The 18,436-nt window shown below is 47.2% G+C and carries 20 protein-coding genes; 14 read left to right on the top strand and 6 right to left on the bottom strand.

Annotation, left to right across the window (positions count from 1 at the left end; genetic code table 11):
- Positions 1-37: 37 nt before the first annotated feature.
- Positions 38-385, bottom strand: a complete 348-nt coding sequence (locus FGT79_RS11125) for a hypothetical protein (RefSeq protein ID WP_138752716.1) — start codon at positions 383-385, stop codon at positions 38-40.
- Between the two features lie 286 nt (positions 386-671).
- On the opposite strand from FGT79_RS11125, the gene FGT79_RS11120 reads away from it, so the two are divergent.
- Genes FGT79_RS11120 through FGT79_RS11110 form a run of 3 tightly spaced genes read left to right on the top strand, consistent with a single transcriptional unit; the run spans position 672 to position 2,233 of the window.
- Positions 672-968 (top strand): antibiotic biosynthesis monooxygenase family protein, encoded by a 297-nt coding sequence (locus FGT79_RS11120; RefSeq protein WP_138752715.1) that lies wholly within the window; start codon positions 672-674, stop codon positions 966-968.
- 40 nt (positions 969-1,008) lie between these two features.
- Positions 1,009-1,419 (top strand): DUF4265 domain-containing protein, encoded by a 411-nt coding sequence (locus tag FGT79_RS11115; RefSeq protein WP_138752714.1) that lies wholly within the window; start codon positions 1,009-1,011, stop codon positions 1,417-1,419.
- 31 nt (positions 1,420-1,450) lie between these two features.
- Entirely contained in the window at positions 1,451-2,233 is a 783-nt protein-coding gene (locus FGT79_RS11110) for an SDR family NAD(P)-dependent oxidoreductase (protein ID WP_138752713.1), read from the top strand.
- A 170-nt stretch (positions 2,234-2,403) separates the two neighbouring features.
- Here FGT79_RS11110 and FGT79_RS11105 read toward each other — a convergent pair whose 3' ends face one another.
- Positions 2,404-2,652, bottom strand: a complete 249-nt coding sequence (locus FGT79_RS11105) for a type B 50S ribosomal protein L31 (RefSeq protein WP_138752712.1) — start codon at positions 2,650-2,652, stop codon at positions 2,404-2,406.
- A 231-nt stretch (positions 2,653-2,883) separates the two neighbouring features.
- Between FGT79_RS11105 and fur the strand changes: the two genes are divergently transcribed.
- The 7 genes from fur to FGT79_RS11070 all read left to right on the top strand — a co-directional run bounded on the left by fur (position 2,884) and on the right by FGT79_RS11070 (position 10,793).
- Complete coding sequence (gene fur, locus FGT79_RS11100) at positions 2,884-3,363, top strand: ferric iron uptake transcriptional regulator (RefSeq protein ID WP_138752711.1); 480 nt, start codon at positions 2,884-2,886, stop codon at positions 3,361-3,363.
- 218 nt (positions 3,364-3,581) lie between these two features.
- Entirely contained in the window at positions 3,582-4,388 is an 807-nt protein-coding gene (locus FGT79_RS11095; RefSeq protein WP_138752710.1) for an AAA family ATPase, read from the top strand.
- A gap of 54 nt (positions 4,389-4,442) precedes the next feature.
- Positions 4,443-4,922 (top strand): hypothetical protein, encoded by a 480-nt coding sequence (locus FGT79_RS11090; protein WP_246096267.1) that lies wholly within the window; start codon positions 4,443-4,445, stop codon positions 4,920-4,922.
- Between the two features lie 67 nt (positions 4,923-4,989).
- Entirely contained in the window at positions 4,990-6,030 is a 1,041-nt protein-coding gene (locus tag FGT79_RS11085; protein WP_138752709.1) for an ABC transporter substrate-binding protein, read from the top strand.
- Between the two features lie 15 nt (positions 6,031-6,045).
- Positions 6,046-7,077, top strand: a complete 1,032-nt coding sequence (locus tag FGT79_RS11080) for a FecCD family ABC transporter permease (protein WP_138752708.1) — start codon at positions 6,046-6,048, stop codon at positions 7,075-7,077.
- Entirely contained in the window at positions 7,070-8,131 is a 1,062-nt protein-coding gene (locus FGT79_RS11075) for a FecCD family ABC transporter permease (protein WP_138752707.1), read from the top strand. The genes FGT79_RS11080 and FGT79_RS11075 overlap by 8 nt, the downstream gene beginning before the upstream one ends.
- 226 nt (positions 8,132-8,357) lie before the next feature.
- Positions 8,358-10,793: an EAL domain-containing protein gene (locus tag FGT79_RS11070; protein ID WP_138752706.1), complete on the top strand. Its 2,436-nt coding sequence runs from the start codon at positions 8,358-8,360 to the stop codon at positions 10,791-10,793.
- A 38-nt stretch (positions 10,794-10,831) separates the two neighbouring features.
- Here the strand turns inward: FGT79_RS11070 and FGT79_RS11065 are convergent, their stop codons facing one another.
- Together FGT79_RS11065 and FGT79_RS11060 are read right to left on the bottom strand one after the other, a co-directional pair.
- The gene (locus FGT79_RS11065; protein WP_138752705.1) at positions 10,832-11,017 is read right to left on the bottom strand and encodes a cysteine-rich CWC family protein; all 186 of its coding nucleotides are present in this window, start codon (positions 11,015-11,017) and stop codon (positions 10,832-10,834) included.
- Positions 11,018-11,037: 20 nt separating this feature from the next.
- The gene (locus FGT79_RS11060) at positions 11,038-11,844 is read right to left on the bottom strand and encodes a Cof-type HAD-IIB family hydrolase (protein WP_138752704.1); all 807 of its coding nucleotides are present in this window, start codon (positions 11,842-11,844) and stop codon (positions 11,038-11,040) included.
- 253 nt (positions 11,845-12,097) lie between these two features.
- Between FGT79_RS11060 and FGT79_RS11055 the strand changes: the two genes are divergently transcribed.
- From FGT79_RS11055 to FGT79_RS11045, 3 genes are all read left to right on the top strand, one after another.
- Positions 12,098-13,522, top strand: coding sequence for a S41 family peptidase (locus tag FGT79_RS11055; RefSeq protein ID WP_138752703.1), 1,425 nt, complete (start codon positions 12,098-12,100; stop codon positions 13,520-13,522).
- A 68-nt stretch (positions 13,523-13,590) separates the two neighbouring features.
- Positions 13,591-13,812, top strand: a complete 222-nt coding sequence (locus FGT79_RS11050) for a DUF1450 domain-containing protein (protein ID WP_138752702.1) — start codon at positions 13,591-13,593, stop codon at positions 13,810-13,812.
- A gap of 95 nt (positions 13,813-13,907) precedes the next feature.
- Positions 13,908-14,411 carry a ferritin gene (locus FGT79_RS11045; RefSeq protein ID WP_138753044.1) on the top strand — a complete coding sequence of 168 codons (504 nt, stop codon included), beginning with the start codon at positions 13,908-13,910 and terminating at the stop codon, positions 14,409-14,411.
- 155 nt (positions 14,412-14,566) lie between these two features.
- Here FGT79_RS11045 and FGT79_RS11040 read toward each other — a convergent pair whose 3' ends face one another.
- Positions 14,567-15,565, bottom strand: coding sequence for an HD domain-containing phosphohydrolase (locus FGT79_RS11040; RefSeq protein WP_138752701.1), 999 nt, complete (start codon positions 15,563-15,565; stop codon positions 14,567-14,569).
- A gap of 17 nt (positions 15,566-15,582) precedes the next feature.
- Positions 15,583-17,817 carry a UvrD-helicase domain-containing protein gene (locus FGT79_RS11035; RefSeq protein WP_138752700.1) on the bottom strand — a complete coding sequence of 745 codons (2,235 nt, stop codon included), beginning with the start codon at positions 17,815-17,817 and terminating at the stop codon, positions 15,583-15,585.
- Between the two features lie 70 nt (positions 17,818-17,887).
- Between FGT79_RS11035 and FGT79_RS11030 the strand changes: the two genes are divergently transcribed.
- The gene (locus FGT79_RS11030; RefSeq protein ID WP_138752699.1) at positions 17,888-18,427 is read left to right on the top strand and encodes a GNAT family N-acetyltransferase; all 540 of its coding nucleotides are present in this window, start codon (positions 17,888-17,890) and stop codon (positions 18,425-18,427) included.
- Positions 18,428-18,436: the final 9 nt, after the last annotated feature.

Raw genomic sequence — 18,436 nt, 5'->3', positions numbered from 1 at the left:
AGTGTCGATGGACGCGTGTGCAACAGAAGAAGATTGCTTATTTCCCCTTCGCAACAAAAAAGCCGATGAAAATAATAGCAAGCCCTATCCACGTTCGCCACGAGGGTGATTCCTTCATAAAGATATAGCCCATAAGAAGAGATACAAACAGCTCGAGCCCCTTAGAGGCAAGCAGTACGTAGCCTAAGCTTCCGAGTGCTTTGTATCCGAACTTAACACCATAGCCAATACAGAGATTGGCAAGCAGGAACAGCGGTAATACCAGCAGCTGGAACTTAAAGGTTGTCCAAAAATGCGGGTCAATGTGCTTGCTCTGGTAGGAGTAAACAGCATTTACGATAAGCAATCCGGATAATAGCAGCGAAGAGCTGTAGATATATAGCAAGATTGACCTCCACTTGGTTTTTGTCCTGTTCAAATAATGTTTCCATGCAGCAACTTTTTTATGATTATAGGAGGTCATTGAAAGAGTACGGCTGAAAGTCGAGGGATTCGGAGTCTGTATCATACATTGTTACTGACGATCCGATTAACCGCGGCTGGCCAGCTGGATTTATATAACTAATGAAAGCTACTTATGAGGGCTTGCTTCTTTGCGGAGCGCAACGGACAGCATGTGGCAATTTGGAAGTAATTCGTATATGCTAGATTCATATAGAGGAGCTGATACGATGGTGCTGGAAGTTGCAATGCTGCAGATCAAGGAAGGCATGACAGAGGCATTCGAGCGTGATTTCAAGCTCGCTTCGGCTATCATCTCGAGCATGAAGGGCTATTGCGGACATGAGTTGCAGAAATGCCTGGAAGCGAGCCACAAATATATTTTGCTCGTGAGATGGGAAACGCTTGAGGATCATACGAAAGGTTTTCGCGGTTCCGAGGAATACTTGCAGTGGAAGCAGTATCTGCATCACTATTACGATCCATTCCCGATCGTAGAGCACTTTACGAGCGTGGCTATCAGCTAAGACTGCTGTATTGAAGCTTCACTGAAAATAGATATAGAGGGTGAGCCGCATTCAAGATTTTATACCGTTGCATCTTAGCTTCGACGGGGCAGGCCAAGAGGTTGAAGTATTAGATGTCATTCAACTGGATAAGGACATTTATCGCATAGAAGAGAATCCCGTGTTCACGGAAAACGTGGCCTTCGGAGATGTGATCCGCGTGAAAACATTGCAGGATGTTTCCATTTACATTGAAACAATCGAGAAATCAACATTTACGCGCCATAACTGGCTGCTTAGCAAGGAGGTTATTTACTCTCTTGAGCTGAAGCTGCTTAAAAACAAAATTCGCGATTGGCAAGGCAAATCGCAGCAGGTGTTCGGCGGTATCTTTATTGTGAATTTACCAGCCCATACGGAAGTAGATATAAATGAAGAGGTTCAGAGGGTAATCCGAACGGTGCAGAAATAATGAGCTGCATCGCAGCAGAGGAGGATAACATATGGAGCTAGGGCTTAAAGGTAAGGTTGCAGTCGTGACAGGCGGGAGCAAAGGCATCGGATTTGCTACTGCGCTGCTGCTTGCATCAGAGGGCGCGGAGGTCACGATTGTTGCACGGGAAGAAGAGTCTCTTCGCAGCGCAGCAGCGCGTATTGAAGAGCAGACAGGCAAAGCAGTGCTTGCAATCAGCGCAGATGTCTCGAAGCGGGAAGAGGCTGCCCGTGTAATCGGAGAGACGGTCGGAAAATTCGGCAGCGTACATATTCTTGTGAACAATGCGGGAACCTCAGCAGCAAGTCGGTTCGACCAAGTGCCAGATGAAGCTTGGACGGCAGATTTGGATCTGAAGCTGCTTGGTGCTGTTCAATTCTCCCGCGAAGCATTGCCTCATATGCGTAAGGCAGGAGGAGGCGCTATCGTTAATGTCACGGCGATTGGCGGAAAAACGCCGGGAGCATCCTCGCTGCCGACCTCTGTGAGCCGTGCGGCTGGACTTGCGCTTACGAAAGCGATGAGCAAGGATTTAGCAGCAGAAGGCATCCGTGTCAACGCTGTATGTATCGGTCTTATTCGCAGTGCGCAGATTGAACGTATGTGGCAAGCTAAGGCGCCTGAGCTAAGCTGGGAGGAATTTGCAGCTGATCCACGTCACGGCATACCGCTTGGACGTATTGGGAATGCCCAGGAGGCGGCCAACGTCATCGGCTTCCTCGTATCAGATGCAGCGTCGTTTGTTACAGGTACTGCGGTTAACATCGACGGTGGTATATCTGCCGTATTATAATCATCTATTTCATACAAAGAAGCTCTTAACAGCCGAGAAATTACGACTTGGCTGTTAAGAGCTTTATTTGAAATATAACAAAGGATATGAGTTTACTCATACGTTCTCTATGCGTTTCGCTGAAACGATGGTGTTTATAACATGGACACCGTCAGGCGTTTCTTCTTCCTTTATTTCTTTTGTTGGATGCGTTGGTTAAAGCGATCAACTCGTCCGCCTTTATCTGTGTTGCGCTGCTTGCCTGTATAGAAGGGATGCGATGCAGAGCTTGTATCTACACGAATAACCGGATAGCTGTTGCCGTCTTCCCATTCCATCTTTTCATTCGATGATTTTGTGGAGCCTGTCAGTATTTTAAAGCCGCTGCTTACGTCAAAAAACAATACTTGCTGGTAAGTGGGATGTATACCTGGCTTCATTTTATTCACCTGTCCTTTATTAGTAATATTTACGATCAAATGTAGTTGTATCATAGACGATAACGGTTCACTATGTCAAGGCGGGCACTTTGATACCTTATAAAAATATGGTATTTGCTAATTTCGTAAAAGTATACTACCATTAAATTATAATGATTCTAAAAGTAAGCCTTTTCATGAATGAGCTGTCTCTATTTTATGAGGCTTCTGAATAGAAGGAGGTATCTCTGCATGTTAAATATCAACGCAGAAATGGACCGAATAAATCGGCATTTGATCGACAATGGATATAAGCTTACGACACAGCGTGAAATTATATTGCGAGTACTGCTCGAGAATGAAATGGATCACTTGAGCGCAGAAGGCGTCTTCATGCTCGTTAAGCAAAAATATTCTGAGATCGGCTTAGCTACCGTTTATCGTACGCTTGAGCTGCTCGCCGAGCTTCATGTTGTAGAAAAAATGAATTTCGGTGACGGTGTGGCGCGTTATGATTTGCGCGAGGAAGGCCATGAGCATATGCATCATCATCTGATCTGCAACGAATGCGGTTCGCTTACAGAAATTAAAGAGGATTGGCTCATCGAGATTGAGCAGCGCATTGAGCGTGAATTTGGCTTCAAGGTTATCGATCATCGACTGGATTTCACAGGAACGTATAAGAACTGCAGCAAAGGTGAATGCAAGCGAGGTCGGAAAGCCGTATCTTAAGCCCTGAAGAAGACAAGAACGATCGAATTGACGGTTAGACTAAAGCCCCTAAAGGAAACATTGTGAAACCCGTATGGGAGGTCGATGTTGCTTTAGGGGCTTTTGCGTGGAAAATAGTCGTTACTTGAATTAGGTTTTCAAATCGTAATCATTCTGATATACTTACAACGTAATGATTACGTATAAATATATTCTGAGCTAAAGGAGCCTTATGAGCAATGAGTAAAAATAATAATAATCGCCTTCCTAGAGCGAAAGGCTCGGAGATGGCATCCTATTATACAGCGAAGGATTGTGCGCGCAAGGTTAAACGAATGGTTTTTCAACCAGACAATCGGACGATTATAGAGGAGTTTCTCACCATTCTGGCAATGAAGGAAAAATTCGAAGAGCATGATGTGCCGATTCCAAATAAAATTGTCATGTACGGACCGCCGGGGACGGGGAAGACGTTGACGGCATTCTATATGGCGCAGCAGCTTGATGTTCCGCTAGTACTGGTACGCTTGGATACGATCATTCACAGTCATCTTGGTGAAACGGCCAGCAACGTCCGCAAAATATTCGAGTATGCCAAAGCTACGCCCTGCGTATTGTTTCTTGACGAATTTGATGCGATTGCGAGAACAAGGGAAAACAACGACGAGGTAAAGGAAATGGCAAGGGTAGTCAATACACTCCTTCAATGCTTGGATGAATTCGAGTGCGGCAGCGTATTTATGGCGGCTACGAACTTGCAGGAGGAGCTGGATCATGCTGTTTGGCGCAGGTTCGACACAAAGATGACTTACGGAATGCCGGATGACGCAACCAGGAATGAGTATATTCGTCTGTTGATTGGAGAATTTAGTCAAGAGCCTCGAACGCTAGAGCATGCAGCTGCTTCGCTCAAAGGCTGCAGCTTCGCGGACATGGAGCAAATTGTGCTGAAGGCGAAGAGAAAAGCAATTATCGAAAGTTCCACACTGACTGTTAGCCATGTGCAGCATGCTTTGGAGGAGTATAAACCGCATTTGAACACGTAGTTTGGGTATATCTAATAATTCCGAGTTTTTCTTAAGCGACAGGAGGTGTACATATTGGGAAAACTAGCTCTGGAAAACAGTATTGAACAAGTAGTCAGCCTTCAGAAGGAAGCTTTGTGGGGACGCAGGTCACTGGAGCTTGAGAAATGGGCAGAACGTGAAAAAGTGAAAAAGAGGGATAAGCTGACCATGGTACTGGAGTCGTTCGCAGTCGACGCCCAGCTATATCCTGCCCTTGCTTTGATGAGAAGGCTGCAAATCCCAACACAATTTTCCTGTGCAGGGGTAAGCTTGAAAGACGATCCTCTTGATCATTCGCTCTATGCGTACGTGACCATCCTTGAGAGTGAACAGACGGAACAGTTTGTACGTTTTGCATCGCAGTATATGAAGCATCGCGTGTTGATCACATATGAGCCTGAACGCAGCCGCTACGATTTATCTTCGTTTTTTATCGGACATAATCGCTCCTTTTGCCTGCTTCTTCATCGCTGTACGAAAGCTTATGAAGAGCATGCCAACGTCCAAGGCTGAAGTCTAACTTTTTTTATAATCGTAATAATTACAATTAAACTAAAATGAAATAAGGGGAAATTATAACATGAACATAAAAAATCAGCTTGTCATCTGTATGCTACTTGCATTGGTACTATTGACAGCGGCATGTGGAAACACAACGGTCAATGAAAATGCAAATAAAGAAGCGATTGGATCAGCACAGACGGAGGAAGCGGCTGCTCCTCTTGAAACGGAGGCTCCAAGCGATGCATTTGTTCCGCAGACGGTTGTAGACGCATCGGGAACGGAGCTTGAATTTACGGAACCGATAACCAAAATTGCTTGCGTTGTTTCGCTTTGTATCGATGTATTGGTCGAGCTTGGTCTTGAGCCTGTTGCGATTGCAGAAAGCGGTGTGCGCACGATTGCAACGGAGCCGGAGTTCTACGGAGATAACGGGAAGAAATTCGCATCAATCGGCGGAAGTTTTTTCGAACCGAATCTAGAAGACATCGTAACAGCAAAGCCTGACCTCGTTATTGGACTGATGGGGGTGCATGATGCGCTCCGAGAAGGGTTGAATGGCGCTGCTCCGGTCTATTTAGCACAGCCGAAGACATATTCAGATTCTATTGCCGTCCTCGAAACGATAGGGAAGCTGACAGGCAAAACGGTGGAGGCAAAAACAGCGGGAGATCACTTCCTTGCCAAGCTTGAATCAGCGAAGCAGAAAGCGCCAAAGGATAAAAAGGCTTTGATTATGTATGGCACGGATGTGAACTTTGCTATTGTAACGGACAGCGGGTTAGGCGGTTCCGTTCTGAAAGAAGTTAGTCATTATCCCTTCCAAGTAAAGGACCCATCCGAGGACCCATACGGAGAGGGCAGCATACCGTATTCGCTTGAGAAGCTGCTGGAAGAGGACCCGGACGCAATCTTTATTGAAAGCTATTCCTACAGTCCCGGTACGAAGCCGCTTTCCGAGCAAATGGCAGAGCTGCCGCTTTGGAGCAAGCTGAAGGCTGTTAAGGAAAACAAAGTAATTGAGGTTCGTTCGCCTATCTGGGGCGATGGCCGCGGTACCCGCTCCCTGGGCATTCTGCTGGATGAGTCGCTTCAATTCCTGTATCCGGATCTGTTCTAGGAGGCAGAGACATTCATGCAGGCGAAAAAAAAACTACATGCGCTCGGAAGAAGAATTGTTCTTCTTCCGATTTTTTTATTTGGCGTATTGCTCAGCGCAGCAGCGATAAACGTAAGCTCTGGATCTCCGTCAATGACTTGGGCTGAACTGCTGGGCGTTATATTCTCCAATGTTGGAAGCGAGCTTCAGCGAACAGTCATATGGGAGATGAGAATACCAAGAATCGTTCTTGGTCTAATGGTTGGCATGCTGCTAGGTGCTGTAGGTACGCTTATGCAGGGGGCGATGAACAATAAGCTGGCTGGTCCTGAGCTGCTTGGCGTCTCCTCTGGTGCGTCACTTGTTATGGCTGCGATTACCGTGCTGCATTTGCCTATATCCGTGATGCTGCACCCCTTTCTTGCCTTGCTAGGGGGACTTGCAGGCGGATTATGCGTTGTGCTGGCCGCGAGGGGGAGCCGTGGTACGGTCGGTATGCTGCTTATCGGCATGTCCGTATCAGCTATTCTAAACGGATTGCTTATTGCTCTAATCGCCCTAGCGACAAGCAACGATGTCAATCTGCTGTATACGTACTTATTAGGTTCGCTGGCAAACCGCAGCTGGGAGCATGTGCTTCATACGCTTCCTTGGGCGATTATTACGCTGCCTATAGCTTTCTTTTTCACCCGTACTCTAAATATGCTGCAGCTTGGCGATGAGGCAGCAGCCGGGCTTGGGGTCAAGGTGCTTCGCGCACGAATTGCCATTCTGGCACTCTGCACAGGATTAATCGCTATCACAGTTGCGCAGTGCGGTCCGATTGGCTATATCGCATTAATCGCGCCGCATTTGGTACGTGCTTTGCTTGGCACCTTAGATGCAAGATTCATTCTACCCTTATCGGCATTGTGTGGTGGTATTCTTCTCGTTGCAGCGGACACAGTTGCCCGACTTCTACTTTATCCAATGGAAATTCCAGTAGGTGTATGGACGACATTGCTCGGCGGTAGTTTTTTCTTGCTCCAATTTCTCAGAAAGCGGCAAGGAGGCGGCGTGGATGTCTGAAAAAAAGCGCATATCGTATATCTATATCCGAGTGAGGCGGCTTTCGCTCACTGCTGCGGTGCTGTTAGCCGGTATTACAGTGCTGCTGGTGCTTCATATTGGGCTTGGAAAAACGTTGCTTACCTCAGATGAGGTGCTTCTGGCATTGTTTAATCGTGGAGGAGAAGAAGGTTATCGGCATATCGTCTGGAACCTGCGTCTACCCCGTGCCTTAATCGCGATTGCGACGGGTATGATGCTGGGAACAGCAGGTGCGATCTTGCAAGCTATTATGCGAAATCCGCTCGTTGAGCCAGGACTGGTTGGAGCTTCATCTGGAGCAGTGCTGTTCGCTGTGCTATGGACGAGTTTTTCATCTGCCGTATGGATGACAGCAGTACCGCTGCCCTTTATTGCGCTGGCAGGTGGGCTTGGCGCAGTCTTACTTGTTTTTGCATTGAACGTTCGGCAGCAGAGCAATGCAGCCCGTCTAGCGCTGATTGGAATGATTGTGACGGCTATATTGCAATCGGTAACATCATTATTTCTTCTCCATGGGCAGCAGGGGTTGTCGACTATTTTTCTTTGGACCTTCGGATCGTTAAATGGCAGAGGCTGGAGCAGCTTTGCAGCACTTTGGCCATGGGCAGTGACTGGCTTGCTATTAGCGATGCTATATGCACGAAGAGCAGAATTGCTGCAATTGGGAGATTCGACAGCGACCGGACTTGGCGTGGCTGCGAGCAGGTCCCGATTCATCCTACTCCTTATTGCATCAGGCTTAACGGCAGCGTCCGTTTCGGTAGTAGGAGCAATTGGCTTTATAGGACTTATTGGACCGCATATTGCAGCGTTGCTCGTAGGGAGAAGACCTGTTCTATGGTTTCCGATCAGTGCATTATTCTCAGCATTCCTGCTGCTTGCTTCAGATTGGATAGGTCAAAGCCTAACCCTCAGGGTTCCATTCCCAGGCATGGAGAATCATTTGACGAGCCTGCCAGTCGGCGCAGTCACTACGCTGCTGGGGGCACCTTTCTTTCTGTTTCTGCTTCGTAAATCATTAATGAGAAAATAAGAAGAGCTATCTGCTTGCTTGATTGAAATAGAAAAGTTTGCAAAAGGAGCTGCCTGGCGGTCTAGACCTGCCTGGAAGCTCCTTTTTATGTAGGGCTCGTAGATTGTTGCCTACTAGCGAACTGGCTATAACTATTCTATTTTTAATTAAATATTTAGATTTGCATATTGTATAATAGAGAGATGCTCTTACATAATATTATTTTACACAGGATCGAGGGGATAACATGGAGCATATTCACGGATCGTACAATCAATTATTAGTATTTTTCTCGTATATGATAGCAGTGATGGCCTCTTATACTGCTCTTGATTTAGCGGGACGGGTAAGTGTCTCCGAAGGAACGATGCGGTTGAGATGGCTGGTGTTTGGAGCTGTTTCAATGGGAATGGGAATATGGTCGATGCACTTTGTCGGCATGCTCGCATTCAGGCTTCCGATTGCCATTGAGTATGACCTGGTTATCGTACTGCTTTCGGTTCTTGCAGCGATTGGGGCAGCGTTTGTTGCCTTGTTTGTCGTGGGAAGAAGCGAGTTGACGAGCGGACAGTTGATCATTGGATCGGTGCTGCTTGCAACTGGAATATCCATTATGCATTACGTCGGAATGGCTGCGATGCTTGTTCCGATAACCTATAGTCCGATTATATTTATTGTCTCTATTGTGATTGCGTTCGGCGCATCTATTGCTGCGCTTTGGCTGTCGTTCTATTTTCGGAGGGGTGATCGAAAAGGTGGTTTTTGGAAGAAGATTGGAAGCGGTGCGATAATGGGCATGGCAATCGCCGGCATGCATTATACAGGAATGATGGCTGCGAATTTTCATAACAACAGTAAACCTGCTCTATTCTACGGTGTAACACTGAACCAGAATTGGCTAGCCTATTTTATCGCGGGGGGCATCTTTTTTACGTTGGGGCTGTCTTTATTCGGTATCTACATCGCTAAGAGGCTTGCGCGCAAGGATTCGGAACTGGAGCAGAATGAGAAATGGTACAAGTCGCTGTATGAGAACAGCCAGGATGGCATTGTCTCTGTCGATTTGGACCTCAAAGTGATCAGCCATAACCCGAAAGCTCTCCGAATAACAGGCTTCAGCAGCAAAGAGGTCATCAACCAATCTATTACTGAGCTGAATGACATTATCGTTTTTGAAGATAGGGAACGCGTGAAGCAGATGTTCCAACGCTCCTTCAAGGGCGAGACATTGAATCATGATACCTCCATTATTAGGTTGGATGGAAAAAGGCTGGAGCTCAACGTTTCGAATGTTCCAGTCGTTGTGGATGGGAGAGTTGTAGGCAGTTATATTATTTTTAAGGATATAACCGAAGAGAAGCAAGCCAAGCAGAGGATTAACCATCTAGCCTTCCATGACGAGTTGACAGGTTTGCCTAATCGTCGGATGTTTAATCAAGCGATATCAGAAGCGGTGTCCACGAGCAACAGTACACAGAAGCCATTTGCGGTGATGGTTCTCGATATTGATCGATTCAAAATGATTAATGATTCGCTTGGCCATATGGTAGGTGACCAATTTCTGCAAGAGGTCAGCAAGCGTATACAGCACGCAGCCGTGCCGCGCAATGCGATGCTTGCTCGCGTAGGTGGAGACGAGTTTACGCTTTTGTGCAGAGATTACGATGATCTGGAGGAAGTGAAGCTGCTGGCTAAGGAGATTATTAGCGGAATTCAAGCTCCATATCGATTGAAAGATAGTGATTTCTATGTCTCAGCGAGTATTGGCATCTCTTTATTCCCGATCCATGGACAAGATGCTGTTCTGCTGTTGAAAAATGCGGATACTGCTATGTACGAGGTGAAGAGAAAAGGTAAAAACGACTATCGGTTGTTCTCGAACGATCTGGATCAGCAGTTGCTCGAGAAGATGGAATTAGAGAGTGATCTTAGAAGATCAATCGAGCGAGGCGAACTGCTGCTGCATTACCAGCCGCAGATTCGAACGGAAGATCATGCGATGATCGGCATAGAGGCGCTCGTACGTTGGGAGCATTCCTCCAAAGGGCTATTGTCTCCAGGCCTCTTTATTCCAATTGCAGAAGAGACGGGCTTTATTTATGAACTGGGCACGTGGGTGCTCCGGGAAGCCTGTCAGCAAATGAAGAGATGGCATGATGAAGGCGGCCCTCTCATCCCGATTGCTGTCAACCTGTCTTCTCAGCAATTTCATCAGCCCAAGCTAGCGGAATATATCATGCACATATTAGAGGAAACGGGCCTGAAGCCGGAGTTCCTTGAGCTTGAAATAACAGAGAGCATGATGATGGATGCATCGATCTCCAGCAGCATTCTGAATCAGTTGAATGAAAACGGAATTCGAATTAGTCTCGACGACTTCGGAACAGGCTACAGCTCCCTCAGCTACCTGAAGATGTTCCCTATCCACAAGGTGAAGATTGACCGTTCTTTCATTCAGGACATTAAGGACAACAATAATGATAAAGCAATTGTCTCAACGATCATTGCAATGGCTCAGCATTTGAATATGGAGGTTATCGCAGAGGGCATTGAAACGAAGGATCAGCTGGATATTTTGACGGATCAATCCTGCCCCAAAATCCAAGGCTACTACTTCAGCAAGCCTTTATCCGCGAGCGCTGTGGAGCAGCGGTTTTTCGCTCCGCTCAGGCTCGCCAAATAAGTAAAAGGCTGTTCGCGGCATTCTACCACGAACAGCCTTTATTCATTGTCGCGATACCATTGATCTACACATTTTTGGCAAATACAAGCTTTATGTTTGAGCTCGGCAGGCACGCTGTCCAGCAAGGCGTTTGGAAAAACACGCTGAACGCACCAGCAGCTCCCCGCTTCTCGCCCTGCCTCTACTGCGCAATCTGGAACTTCGTTGCAAAGCGGGCATTGCATGAAGCTGTCACCTCTTTGCACTATTCGTTAGCAGCTTGCAGCACAAACTTCTCAATAACATGACGAACGCCTTCTTCATTATTGGACAGCGTAACATAGTCGGCGATATCCTTGAGCGATTGAATGGCGTTGCCCATCGCTACGCCAAGGCCGGCTGCAAGTATCATCTCATTGTCATTCCAGGCATCTCCAAGAGCGATCGTCTGCTCCATCGTGCAGCCCAGATGCTCAGCCATAAAGGTGAGGGCATGTCCTTTCGTGCCTTCCTTATGCATGAATTCCAAATAATGAGCCTTTGATTTGGTAATATGCACGCGGTCGCCAACCAGCAGCTTCAGTTCCTCAGCGATCTGATCAAGACGAGCGGGGTCGTCGATCATGAGCATTTTGTTCATCGGAAAATCGAGAAGCTTATTGAAGTCAGGTTCTATTTTGTACGGAATGTTCGAGAGCTTGGAATAGGCTTTGATTTTGTCGTTATCCTCTGTTCCATATAGCTCATCGGCAACGTAAAGCTGCAAATGAAGGCCGTGCTTCTCGGCGTATGCATGAATCTGCTTGGCTGCATCGATGGGGACGTTGCGCTCATACAGTACTTGTCCGTCTAACAGCGTTTTGACGAGTGCTCCCTGATAGGTAATAATAGGAACATTGAGCTCGATTTGTTTAGCGATCTTTTGAGCGGAAGCAAACATGCGGCCAGTTGCCAGCGTAACCGTCACGCCTTGCGCAATTGCAGCCTCCATAGCGCGCTTCGTTCCCTCGGTCACGGTTAGGTCATCCGTTAATAACGTGTCGTCAACATCAATTGCGATAAGTTTATACATACTAGCGGTAAAGCTCCTCTCCAGCTCTTTATATAAGAATAGGTTGATTGTAGCTAAAATAGTCCATACATACAAGACGGAGCTTATGCATTCGAAGTAAGTTTTGCTTCACAAAACTAGGTCTATGCTTACGAAGTAAGTTTTACTTCGTAAAACTAAGCGTATGCTTTCGAAGTAAGTTTTGCTTCACAAAACTAGGTCTATGCTTACGAAGTAAGTTTTACTTCGTAAAACTTTTCAAGGAGATGAACAGATGAACGATTTCACATCAGCGGCAGCAAAACAACGATTTCTATCCTTTTGCGTACTTGGAGCTGTTTTATTCACGGCTATTGGCTTTTCTTTAGGCTTATTCTGGATGGGCCATCGCTATCCGATGATCAAGGAGCCTGCCTTCAAGCCATTCACGGTGACCTATAACAAAATTTTAAACGATTATTTGAACGGTGCAGAACCGAAAGCACTTATTAACGGGGCGGCTGTCGGTATGGTCAGCTCACTTGAAGACCCCTATTCACGTTATCTGGTAGAAGAGAAAGGCGATGCTTATACGCAATCGTATCAAGGTGAAATTTTTGGAATCGGTGTGGAGCTGCGTGAAGAGGAAGGCGAGTTCGTCATTTCGGTTCTCACGAAAGGGGCGCCTGCCGAACGCGGCGGTTTGCTCCCGGGAGATATTATTGTTTCCGTAGATAACCAGAAGCTGAGCGGTAAAACCTTCGATGAGCTGTTAGGCTTGGTTCGGGGAGATGAAGGAACAGAGGTTTCCCTTCAAATTCAGCGAGCGAACCAAACAGAGCTTATTGCCCTTACGCTGAAGCGGGAAGCGATACCTGTGCATACCGTAACGTCTGAACTGCTGGAGGGGGGCATTGGGCATGTTACGATAAGCAGGTTCGCTGAGAAGACGGCTGATGAGTTCGAAGCCGCTATTAAGGAGCTTCAGGAGAAGGCACCACTAAAAGGACTGCTGCTCGATATGCGCTCCAATCCGGGTGGTCTGCTTCAGCCTACCATTAAGATTGCAAGCATGCTGATTCCTAAGGATAAGATTATACTGAACGTGGTTTACAAAGATGAACGGAAAACGATCGCCTACAAATCGAAGCAAGAGAAGGAATGGACCGTTCCGATTGCCGTATTGGTGAATGGACAATCTGCGAGCGCGAGCGAGGTGCTCACCGCTGCATTGAAGGAGTCTGCAGGTGTAGCGGTAATTGGACAGAAAACCTATGGCAAAGGCGTGGTGCAAGCTTTTAACCAATTTAAGGATGGATCTGTTCTGAGCTTAACCGAAGCACAATGGAAGACGCCTGGAGGCACTTGGATTAACAAAACAGGAGTATCGCCTGATTACGCAGTGGAGCTTCCGGCATACACGCAGCTGCGCCCGCTTGCCATCGGTACCGAAATGAAGCTGGGCAGCTACGGAGAAGATGTCAAAACGCTTCAGCAAATGCTGAAGGAACTGGGCTATTCACCAATCGGACAAGAAGGATTGTTCGATCAGGACACGGCAGAGGCGCTTCGCAAATTCCAAATTGCAGAGAAGCTTGAAGCAACGAGCAGCTTTAATGACAAGACAGGCTACAAGCTGCTGGAGAGACTTAGAGAGAAGCTTGCCAAAGAAGACAGCCAGCTGTTAAAAGGGCTGGAGGTTCTAAAAAATCGCAGTTGACAACGCGGATGATAATCATTATCATCAAGTAGTAAGCAAATCCTTCGTTGCGCTGCGGGGTGAATCGGTTGAAGAAGATCAAGTATTGCAAACGGAATTTAAAGAACGGTTCAGAGCCGATTTTTAAGGCGATGAAGAGCCGATATCCAGACATTAAGCAAAAGAAAAGCGATTGTCTTGGCGATTGCAAAACATGCAAGCTGGAATGCTTTGTCGTCATTAAGTCGAAGACGGTAAGCGCGCCGTCGGCAGAGAAGCTATACAAACGATTGAAGAAAATGATTGGATAAACGTTATAGTTGGATACATTTACAAGAACGGCATTTGCCGTTCTTTATTTTTATGTTAGAATAAGTACAATCTAGGAAAGTTGAGGTGCATGAGCATGAATGATGGACTAACAGAAGCATTAAACGAACAGATGAATTTTGAGTTTTATTCAGCGCATGTGTATCTTGCAATGGCAGCATACTGTTCTGGCGAAAGTCTTGACGGATTTGCAAACTTCTTTATCGTTCAAGCTGAGGAAGAACGTTTTCACGCAATGAAAATATACAAGTTTCTGAATGACCGCGGCCGTCGTGCCACGATTTCGGCGCTTGGTGAGCCAAATAACGACTATGCGTCCATTCTGGACACATTCGAGCAAGGCTATGGCCATGAACAGCAGAATACGAAACGTTTTTACAATTTGTCTGATCTTGCGATCAGCGATCGTGAGCATGCGACAATCAACTTCCTCAAATGGTTTATTGATGAGCAGGTTGAAGAAGAAGCGCTCTTTGATAACATTATCCATAAGTTGAAACGTATTGATAAAGACAGCAACGCGTTCTATATGCTCGATGCCGAGTTTGCGGGACGTTCTTTCACTGCTCCTGCCCTATAAGGCTATTATCAACTTCGTAGCACCCAAAAGTCGTTCATTCAGTAGCTAGTTTAGCGGAGTGAACGGCTTTTTTTATTGGATGCGTAGGTATAGCATACATATAAAAAGCGCCAGCCCCGGCATAATTCCATGCGGAGGGCTGACGCTTCTTTTACTTATTCAATATCATTATGGATGAGTGCAAGGAATGAATCGACCAGCTCCGGGTCGAATTGGATGCCGCGCTGCTCGCTGATATAGGCAATAGCGCGCTGCTCGGTCCATTTTTCTTTGTAAGGACGAATACTGGTAAGTGCATCGAATACATCCACAACGCTGACGATTCTGGCCTCTATCGGTATATCCACGCCTGACAGCTGATGCGGATAGCCGCTGCCATCCCATCTTTCATGATGATAGAGAATGATGTTTTTGCCCATCTCCAGTTCCTGGTGGAAAAGATCATCATTCAGCTCAGTATAGATTTTATCAATGATATCGACACCGATTTGGGTGTGCATCTCCACGATCTGCCGCTCGTAATGAGCCAAGGGACCGGGTTTGTATAGAATGCCCTCGGGTATGCCCGATTTGCCGATATCATGAAGTATGCTTGCACTCGTTATTCGATGGATGAACTCCGTTGTCCAGTACAATTGAAGTCGTTCATTGTGGAAGTTGGTCAGCCGTTCCGTAAGCTCTCGAACGCGCACGAGGTGCTGCTCGATACCCGGATCTCGTATTTCGCATGATATGGCAAGCACTTTAAGCATGGAGCTCTGAATGGAACCGATGCGCTCCTCGGGCAAATAAAAGCCGCTCTTTAGCTGCTCAAGTTCACGGAATAGGCCGATATAATAAATATTCTCATCAACTTCCAACACGGTTATTGTAATGGATGAATGATAAATACTGCCGTCTTTGCGACAATTCGTAAACACGCCAGACCATGATAAGCCAAGGCCGAGCGTACTCTTCATTTGCTCATGCGTTTCTTTTGGTGTGTAGGAGGTTCGCAGAATACTTGCTTTCTTCCCGACAATCTCGGAAGAGGCAAAGCCTGTAATTTTCTCGTAAGGAGTATTCACGGCAATAATGATATGTTTGCTATCGGTAATGATGACTGCATCCGCCAGTTTGAGATAGGGGAGTAGTTGCTTGTTTATTGTACTCATGCTGCGATCGCCTCTCCTTATTTCTTTTTCTTCGGTATAATCTTCGTTCCTTGCTCCATGGGCGCTTCGCAGAGCGGGCATGAACGCGACTCAGCCTGCGAATCCTCATAGGTGATGATGCGCTGCCATACCTGGCAAGTGGAGCTTGAGCAAAGCCATGATAGCACGGACTCGGAATCACTGTCATGATCCTCGCCTTTCATGAAAGCAGAACGGATGAATCGTGATAATTCTGCAGGTTTTCCTCTATAAAGTGCAGGAGAGCTTATGTAGAGCTCCTCCTCCGCACGAGTGACAGCAACGTATGCAAGTCGTCGTTCCTCCTCCAGCGCCTCGACTAAAGCATCCTCGCCAGTCTGGATGGAGCTTCGATCACTATGTTTATCGGCGGCCAGCGCGGAGCTATGCGGAAGGATGCCCTCCGAGGCACCGATCACGAACACGACAGGAAATTCGAGCCCCTTCGATTTGTGGATCGACATTAGCGAAATCGCACTTCGGTTATGCTCGTGCTTCTGGAGCTTCTGCACGGCAGCATGCTTATCCGTTATATCATCAATGTAGGCCAGAAATTGTTCGATGGTGTCGTATGTACCGGCGGCAGCTTCGAATTCATCGAGCACTTCCTTCAAACCTTCTTTGTGCTCAGTCATTTCATGTTTTTTGCTTGTTTCAAGAAATTGGTCATAAAAGGCTTGGCGAAGCTGCATAATAGCCGCAGTAGGCTTGATGTCGGACAATGATTTGATCAGCTTGATCCGCTCTTTGATCTTGTCCTTCTGGAATTCCTTCAGTTGCGGGAATTCAAGTAAGTGAATAAGAGGCCATTTCTTTGCCCTTTGCTTGTCCTGGTTCCATATAAACGCCATCGCCTGCTCGCGGTTGACGTACAGCGTGGGAAGCAGCGTCTCCATGGCATCGAAGTTACGTCGGTCTTGCGCGAGTCTCAAGTGTGCAAGCAGCGGTTTAATCGCCCATTGGTCATAGAAGAGCTGCCCATCTCCGTAATCGATGAACGGAAGCTCCTTTGTCAGAAGCAGCTCAATAAGCGCGCGGCTGCTGCTCGCCGTACGGAATAGAACGGCAAAGTCGCCAAAAGAGCGCTTGCCCGCGTTCACCTGCTCCGAAATGGTATCCGCGATGAGAATGGCTTCGTCCTGCGTGGACTTAAGGCGGGCATAGGCAGGGTTAACTCCCTTAGGCTTTACCGCCAGCAGCGTCTTCTCTTTACGCAGCTTGTTATATTGAATAATCGCGTTGCCAAGCCCGACAATCGTGCTTGTGGAACGGTAATTGATATCTAAGATATAGGTGACAGCTCCGCTGTATTGATGCTCGAAGTTCAATATGTAATCATTTTTAGCGCCATTGAAGGAATAGATCGTCTGGTCGTCATCGCCAACAACCATAAGGTTGCGGTGCTTGTCCGCAAGCATCTGAACGAGTACGTATTGCACTTGATTCGTGTCTTGGAATTCATCGATCATGACATAGTGGAAGCGGCTCTGCAGCATGGCGAGCAGTGGCTTGTCTTCCTTGAGCAGCTTGTAAGCCTCTAGAAGCAGATCGTCATAGTCAAGCTTATCCATATCCTTCTTCCACTGCTCATAGCGCGTGAACAGCAGCTTAAGCTCGCGTTCCTCTGTCGTTGAAGAGGGCAGGTCGCTGACATTAACCATTTGCAGTTTGATAGCCGATAGCTGGGCAAGCAGCGTCTCGGGCTCGTATTCGTTCTGCAGCAGCAGCTCGCGCATTAGCCTTTTGAAGAAAATATGCTTTTGCCCGGTTTCGCCCAGTATGCCCTGCTTATAGCCGCGGCCTCTTAGAAGCTGCAGGCAGAATGAGTGGAAGGTGCGCGCTTCAACGCCGCTTGCCGCTTGCGGGCTAAGCCCAGGCAGCGAGCGTATGCGGCTGCGCATTTCGTCTGCTGCTTTTTTGGAGAAGGTCATCAATAAAATATGCTGCGGCTGTACTCGCCTCACGGAAAGCAGATACGCAGTCCGGCATACGAGTACGGAAGTTTTGCCCGATCCAGCCCCTGCAAGGGTAAGCGCTGGACCTTGGTTATGCCGGACGGCAGCAAGCTGCGGTCTATTGAGCGAAATGCCGAATTGCTCCAATGAGCGAAAAAAGCTAGAATCCTGTTCGTCGCCCGTTACAAGCTGTCGGCTCGTCTCTGTCTCGGCGGTGAGGGCAAAAGGAACCTCGCTGTTCTTGACCCCGATAGGAAATGTATAATAGTTATTGCCCATTGCTTCATCACCTTCAGTAATTATATTCATTTTATTATAACAGAACCTAAATCAGAATGAGGGATGTCACATGATAGAATCTGCCCATAAGGAAGACGTAGAAGAGGTTATGCCTTTACTGCTCGCTGCAATCGGCCATATCGCCTATACGCTGGCAGGCACGGATGATTGGACAGAGGCTGCACGCATCCTGTCAGGCTTTTATGTGCGTGAAGACAATCGGATTAGCTATAAGCATGTGATCGTAGACAGGCGGCATGATGGAGTTGCAGGCATGCTGCTCAGCTATGCGGGTGATGGGGCTATGGCGCTGGATCTGCCCTTTACGCCGCGCGCAGGTGAGACCATTGTCGTTGAAGCGAGAGCAGGAGATTATTATTTGGATTCAATCGCAGTTGATGAGCGTTATCAAGGACAGGGGATAGCGAAAGCGTTGATTGCTGCTTACGAGGAGAAAGGATTGGAGCAAGGCTGGGAGAGGCTCTCACTCATTGTTGAGCCGAACAATGATCGAGCTCAGGCTCTATACAAAAAGCTGGATTTCATAGAAGATGGTTTTATAGAAGTAAGCGGCTGCCGCTATATCCGGATGATAAAACCGCTGAAATAGGGTTGAAAG

Origin of the sequence: Paenibacillus sinopodophylli, assembly GCF_005930355.1 — a bacterium.
In the GTDB taxonomy this organism is placed as follows: domain Bacteria; phylum Bacillota; class Bacilli; order Paenibacillales; family Paenibacillaceae; genus Pristimantibacillus; species Pristimantibacillus sinopodophylli.
The sequence above is the reverse complement of the archived record's forward strand: the minus strand, read 5'-3'. Positions and strand labels throughout refer to the sequence as shown.

Excerpts from the sequence above, each read along its gene's own strand:
- FGT79_RS11035 (WP_138752700.1), bottom strand. The coding sequence starts at position 17,817 with ATGGGCAATAACTATTATACATTTCCTATCGGGGTCAAGAACAGCGAG.
- FGT79_RS11095 (WP_138752710.1), top strand. The coding sequence starts at position 3,582 with ATGAGTAAAAATAATAATAATCGCCTTCCTAGAGCGAAAGGCTCGGAG.
- FGT79_RS11075 (WP_138752707.1), top strand. The coding sequence starts at position 7,070 with ATGTCTGAAAAAAAGCGCATATCGTATATCTATATCCGAGTGAGGCGG.
- FGT79_RS11065 (WP_138752705.1), bottom strand. The coding sequence starts at position 11,017 with ATGCAATGCCCGCTTTGCAACGAAGTTCCAGATTGCGCAGTAGAGGCA.
- FGT79_RS11110 (WP_138752713.1), top strand. The coding sequence starts at position 1,451 with ATGGAGCTAGGGCTTAAAGGTAAGGTTGCAGTCGTGACAGGCGGGAGC.
- FGT79_RS11070 (WP_138752706.1), top strand. The coding sequence starts at position 8,358 with ATGGAGCATATTCACGGATCGTACAATCAATTATTAGTATTTTTCTCG.
- FGT79_RS11060 (WP_138752704.1), bottom strand. The coding sequence starts at position 11,844 with ATGTATAAACTTATCGCAATTGATGTTGACGACACGTTATTAACGGAT.
- FGT79_RS11085 (WP_138752709.1), top strand. The coding sequence starts at position 4,990 with ATGAACATAAAAAATCAGCTTGTCATCTGTATGCTACTTGCATTGGTA.
- FGT79_RS11120 (WP_138752715.1), top strand. The coding sequence starts at position 672 with ATGGTGCTGGAAGTTGCAATGCTGCAGATCAAGGAAGGCATGACAGAG.
- FGT79_RS11080 (WP_138752708.1), top strand. The coding sequence starts at position 6,046 with ATGCAGGCGAAAAAAAAACTACATGCGCTCGGAAGAAGAATTGTTCTT.
- FGT79_RS11055 (WP_138752703.1), top strand. The coding sequence starts at position 12,098 with ATGAACGATTTCACATCAGCGGCAGCAAAACAACGATTTCTATCCTTT.
- FGT79_RS11040 (WP_138752701.1), bottom strand. The coding sequence starts at position 15,565 with ATGAGTACAATAAACAAGCAACTACTCCCCTATCTCAAACTGGCGGAT.
- FGT79_RS11030 (WP_138752699.1), top strand. The coding sequence starts at position 17,888 with ATGATAGAATCTGCCCATAAGGAAGACGTAGAAGAGGTTATGCCTTTA.
- fur (WP_138752711.1), top strand. The coding sequence starts at position 2,884 with ATGTTAAATATCAACGCAGAAATGGACCGAATAAATCGGCATTTGATC.
- FGT79_RS11045 (WP_138753044.1), top strand. The coding sequence starts at position 13,908 with ATGAATGATGGACTAACAGAAGCATTAAACGAACAGATGAATTTTGAG.
- FGT79_RS11105 (WP_138752712.1), bottom strand. The coding sequence starts at position 2,652 with ATGAAGCCAGGTATACATCCCACTTACCAGCAAGTATTGTTTTTTGAC.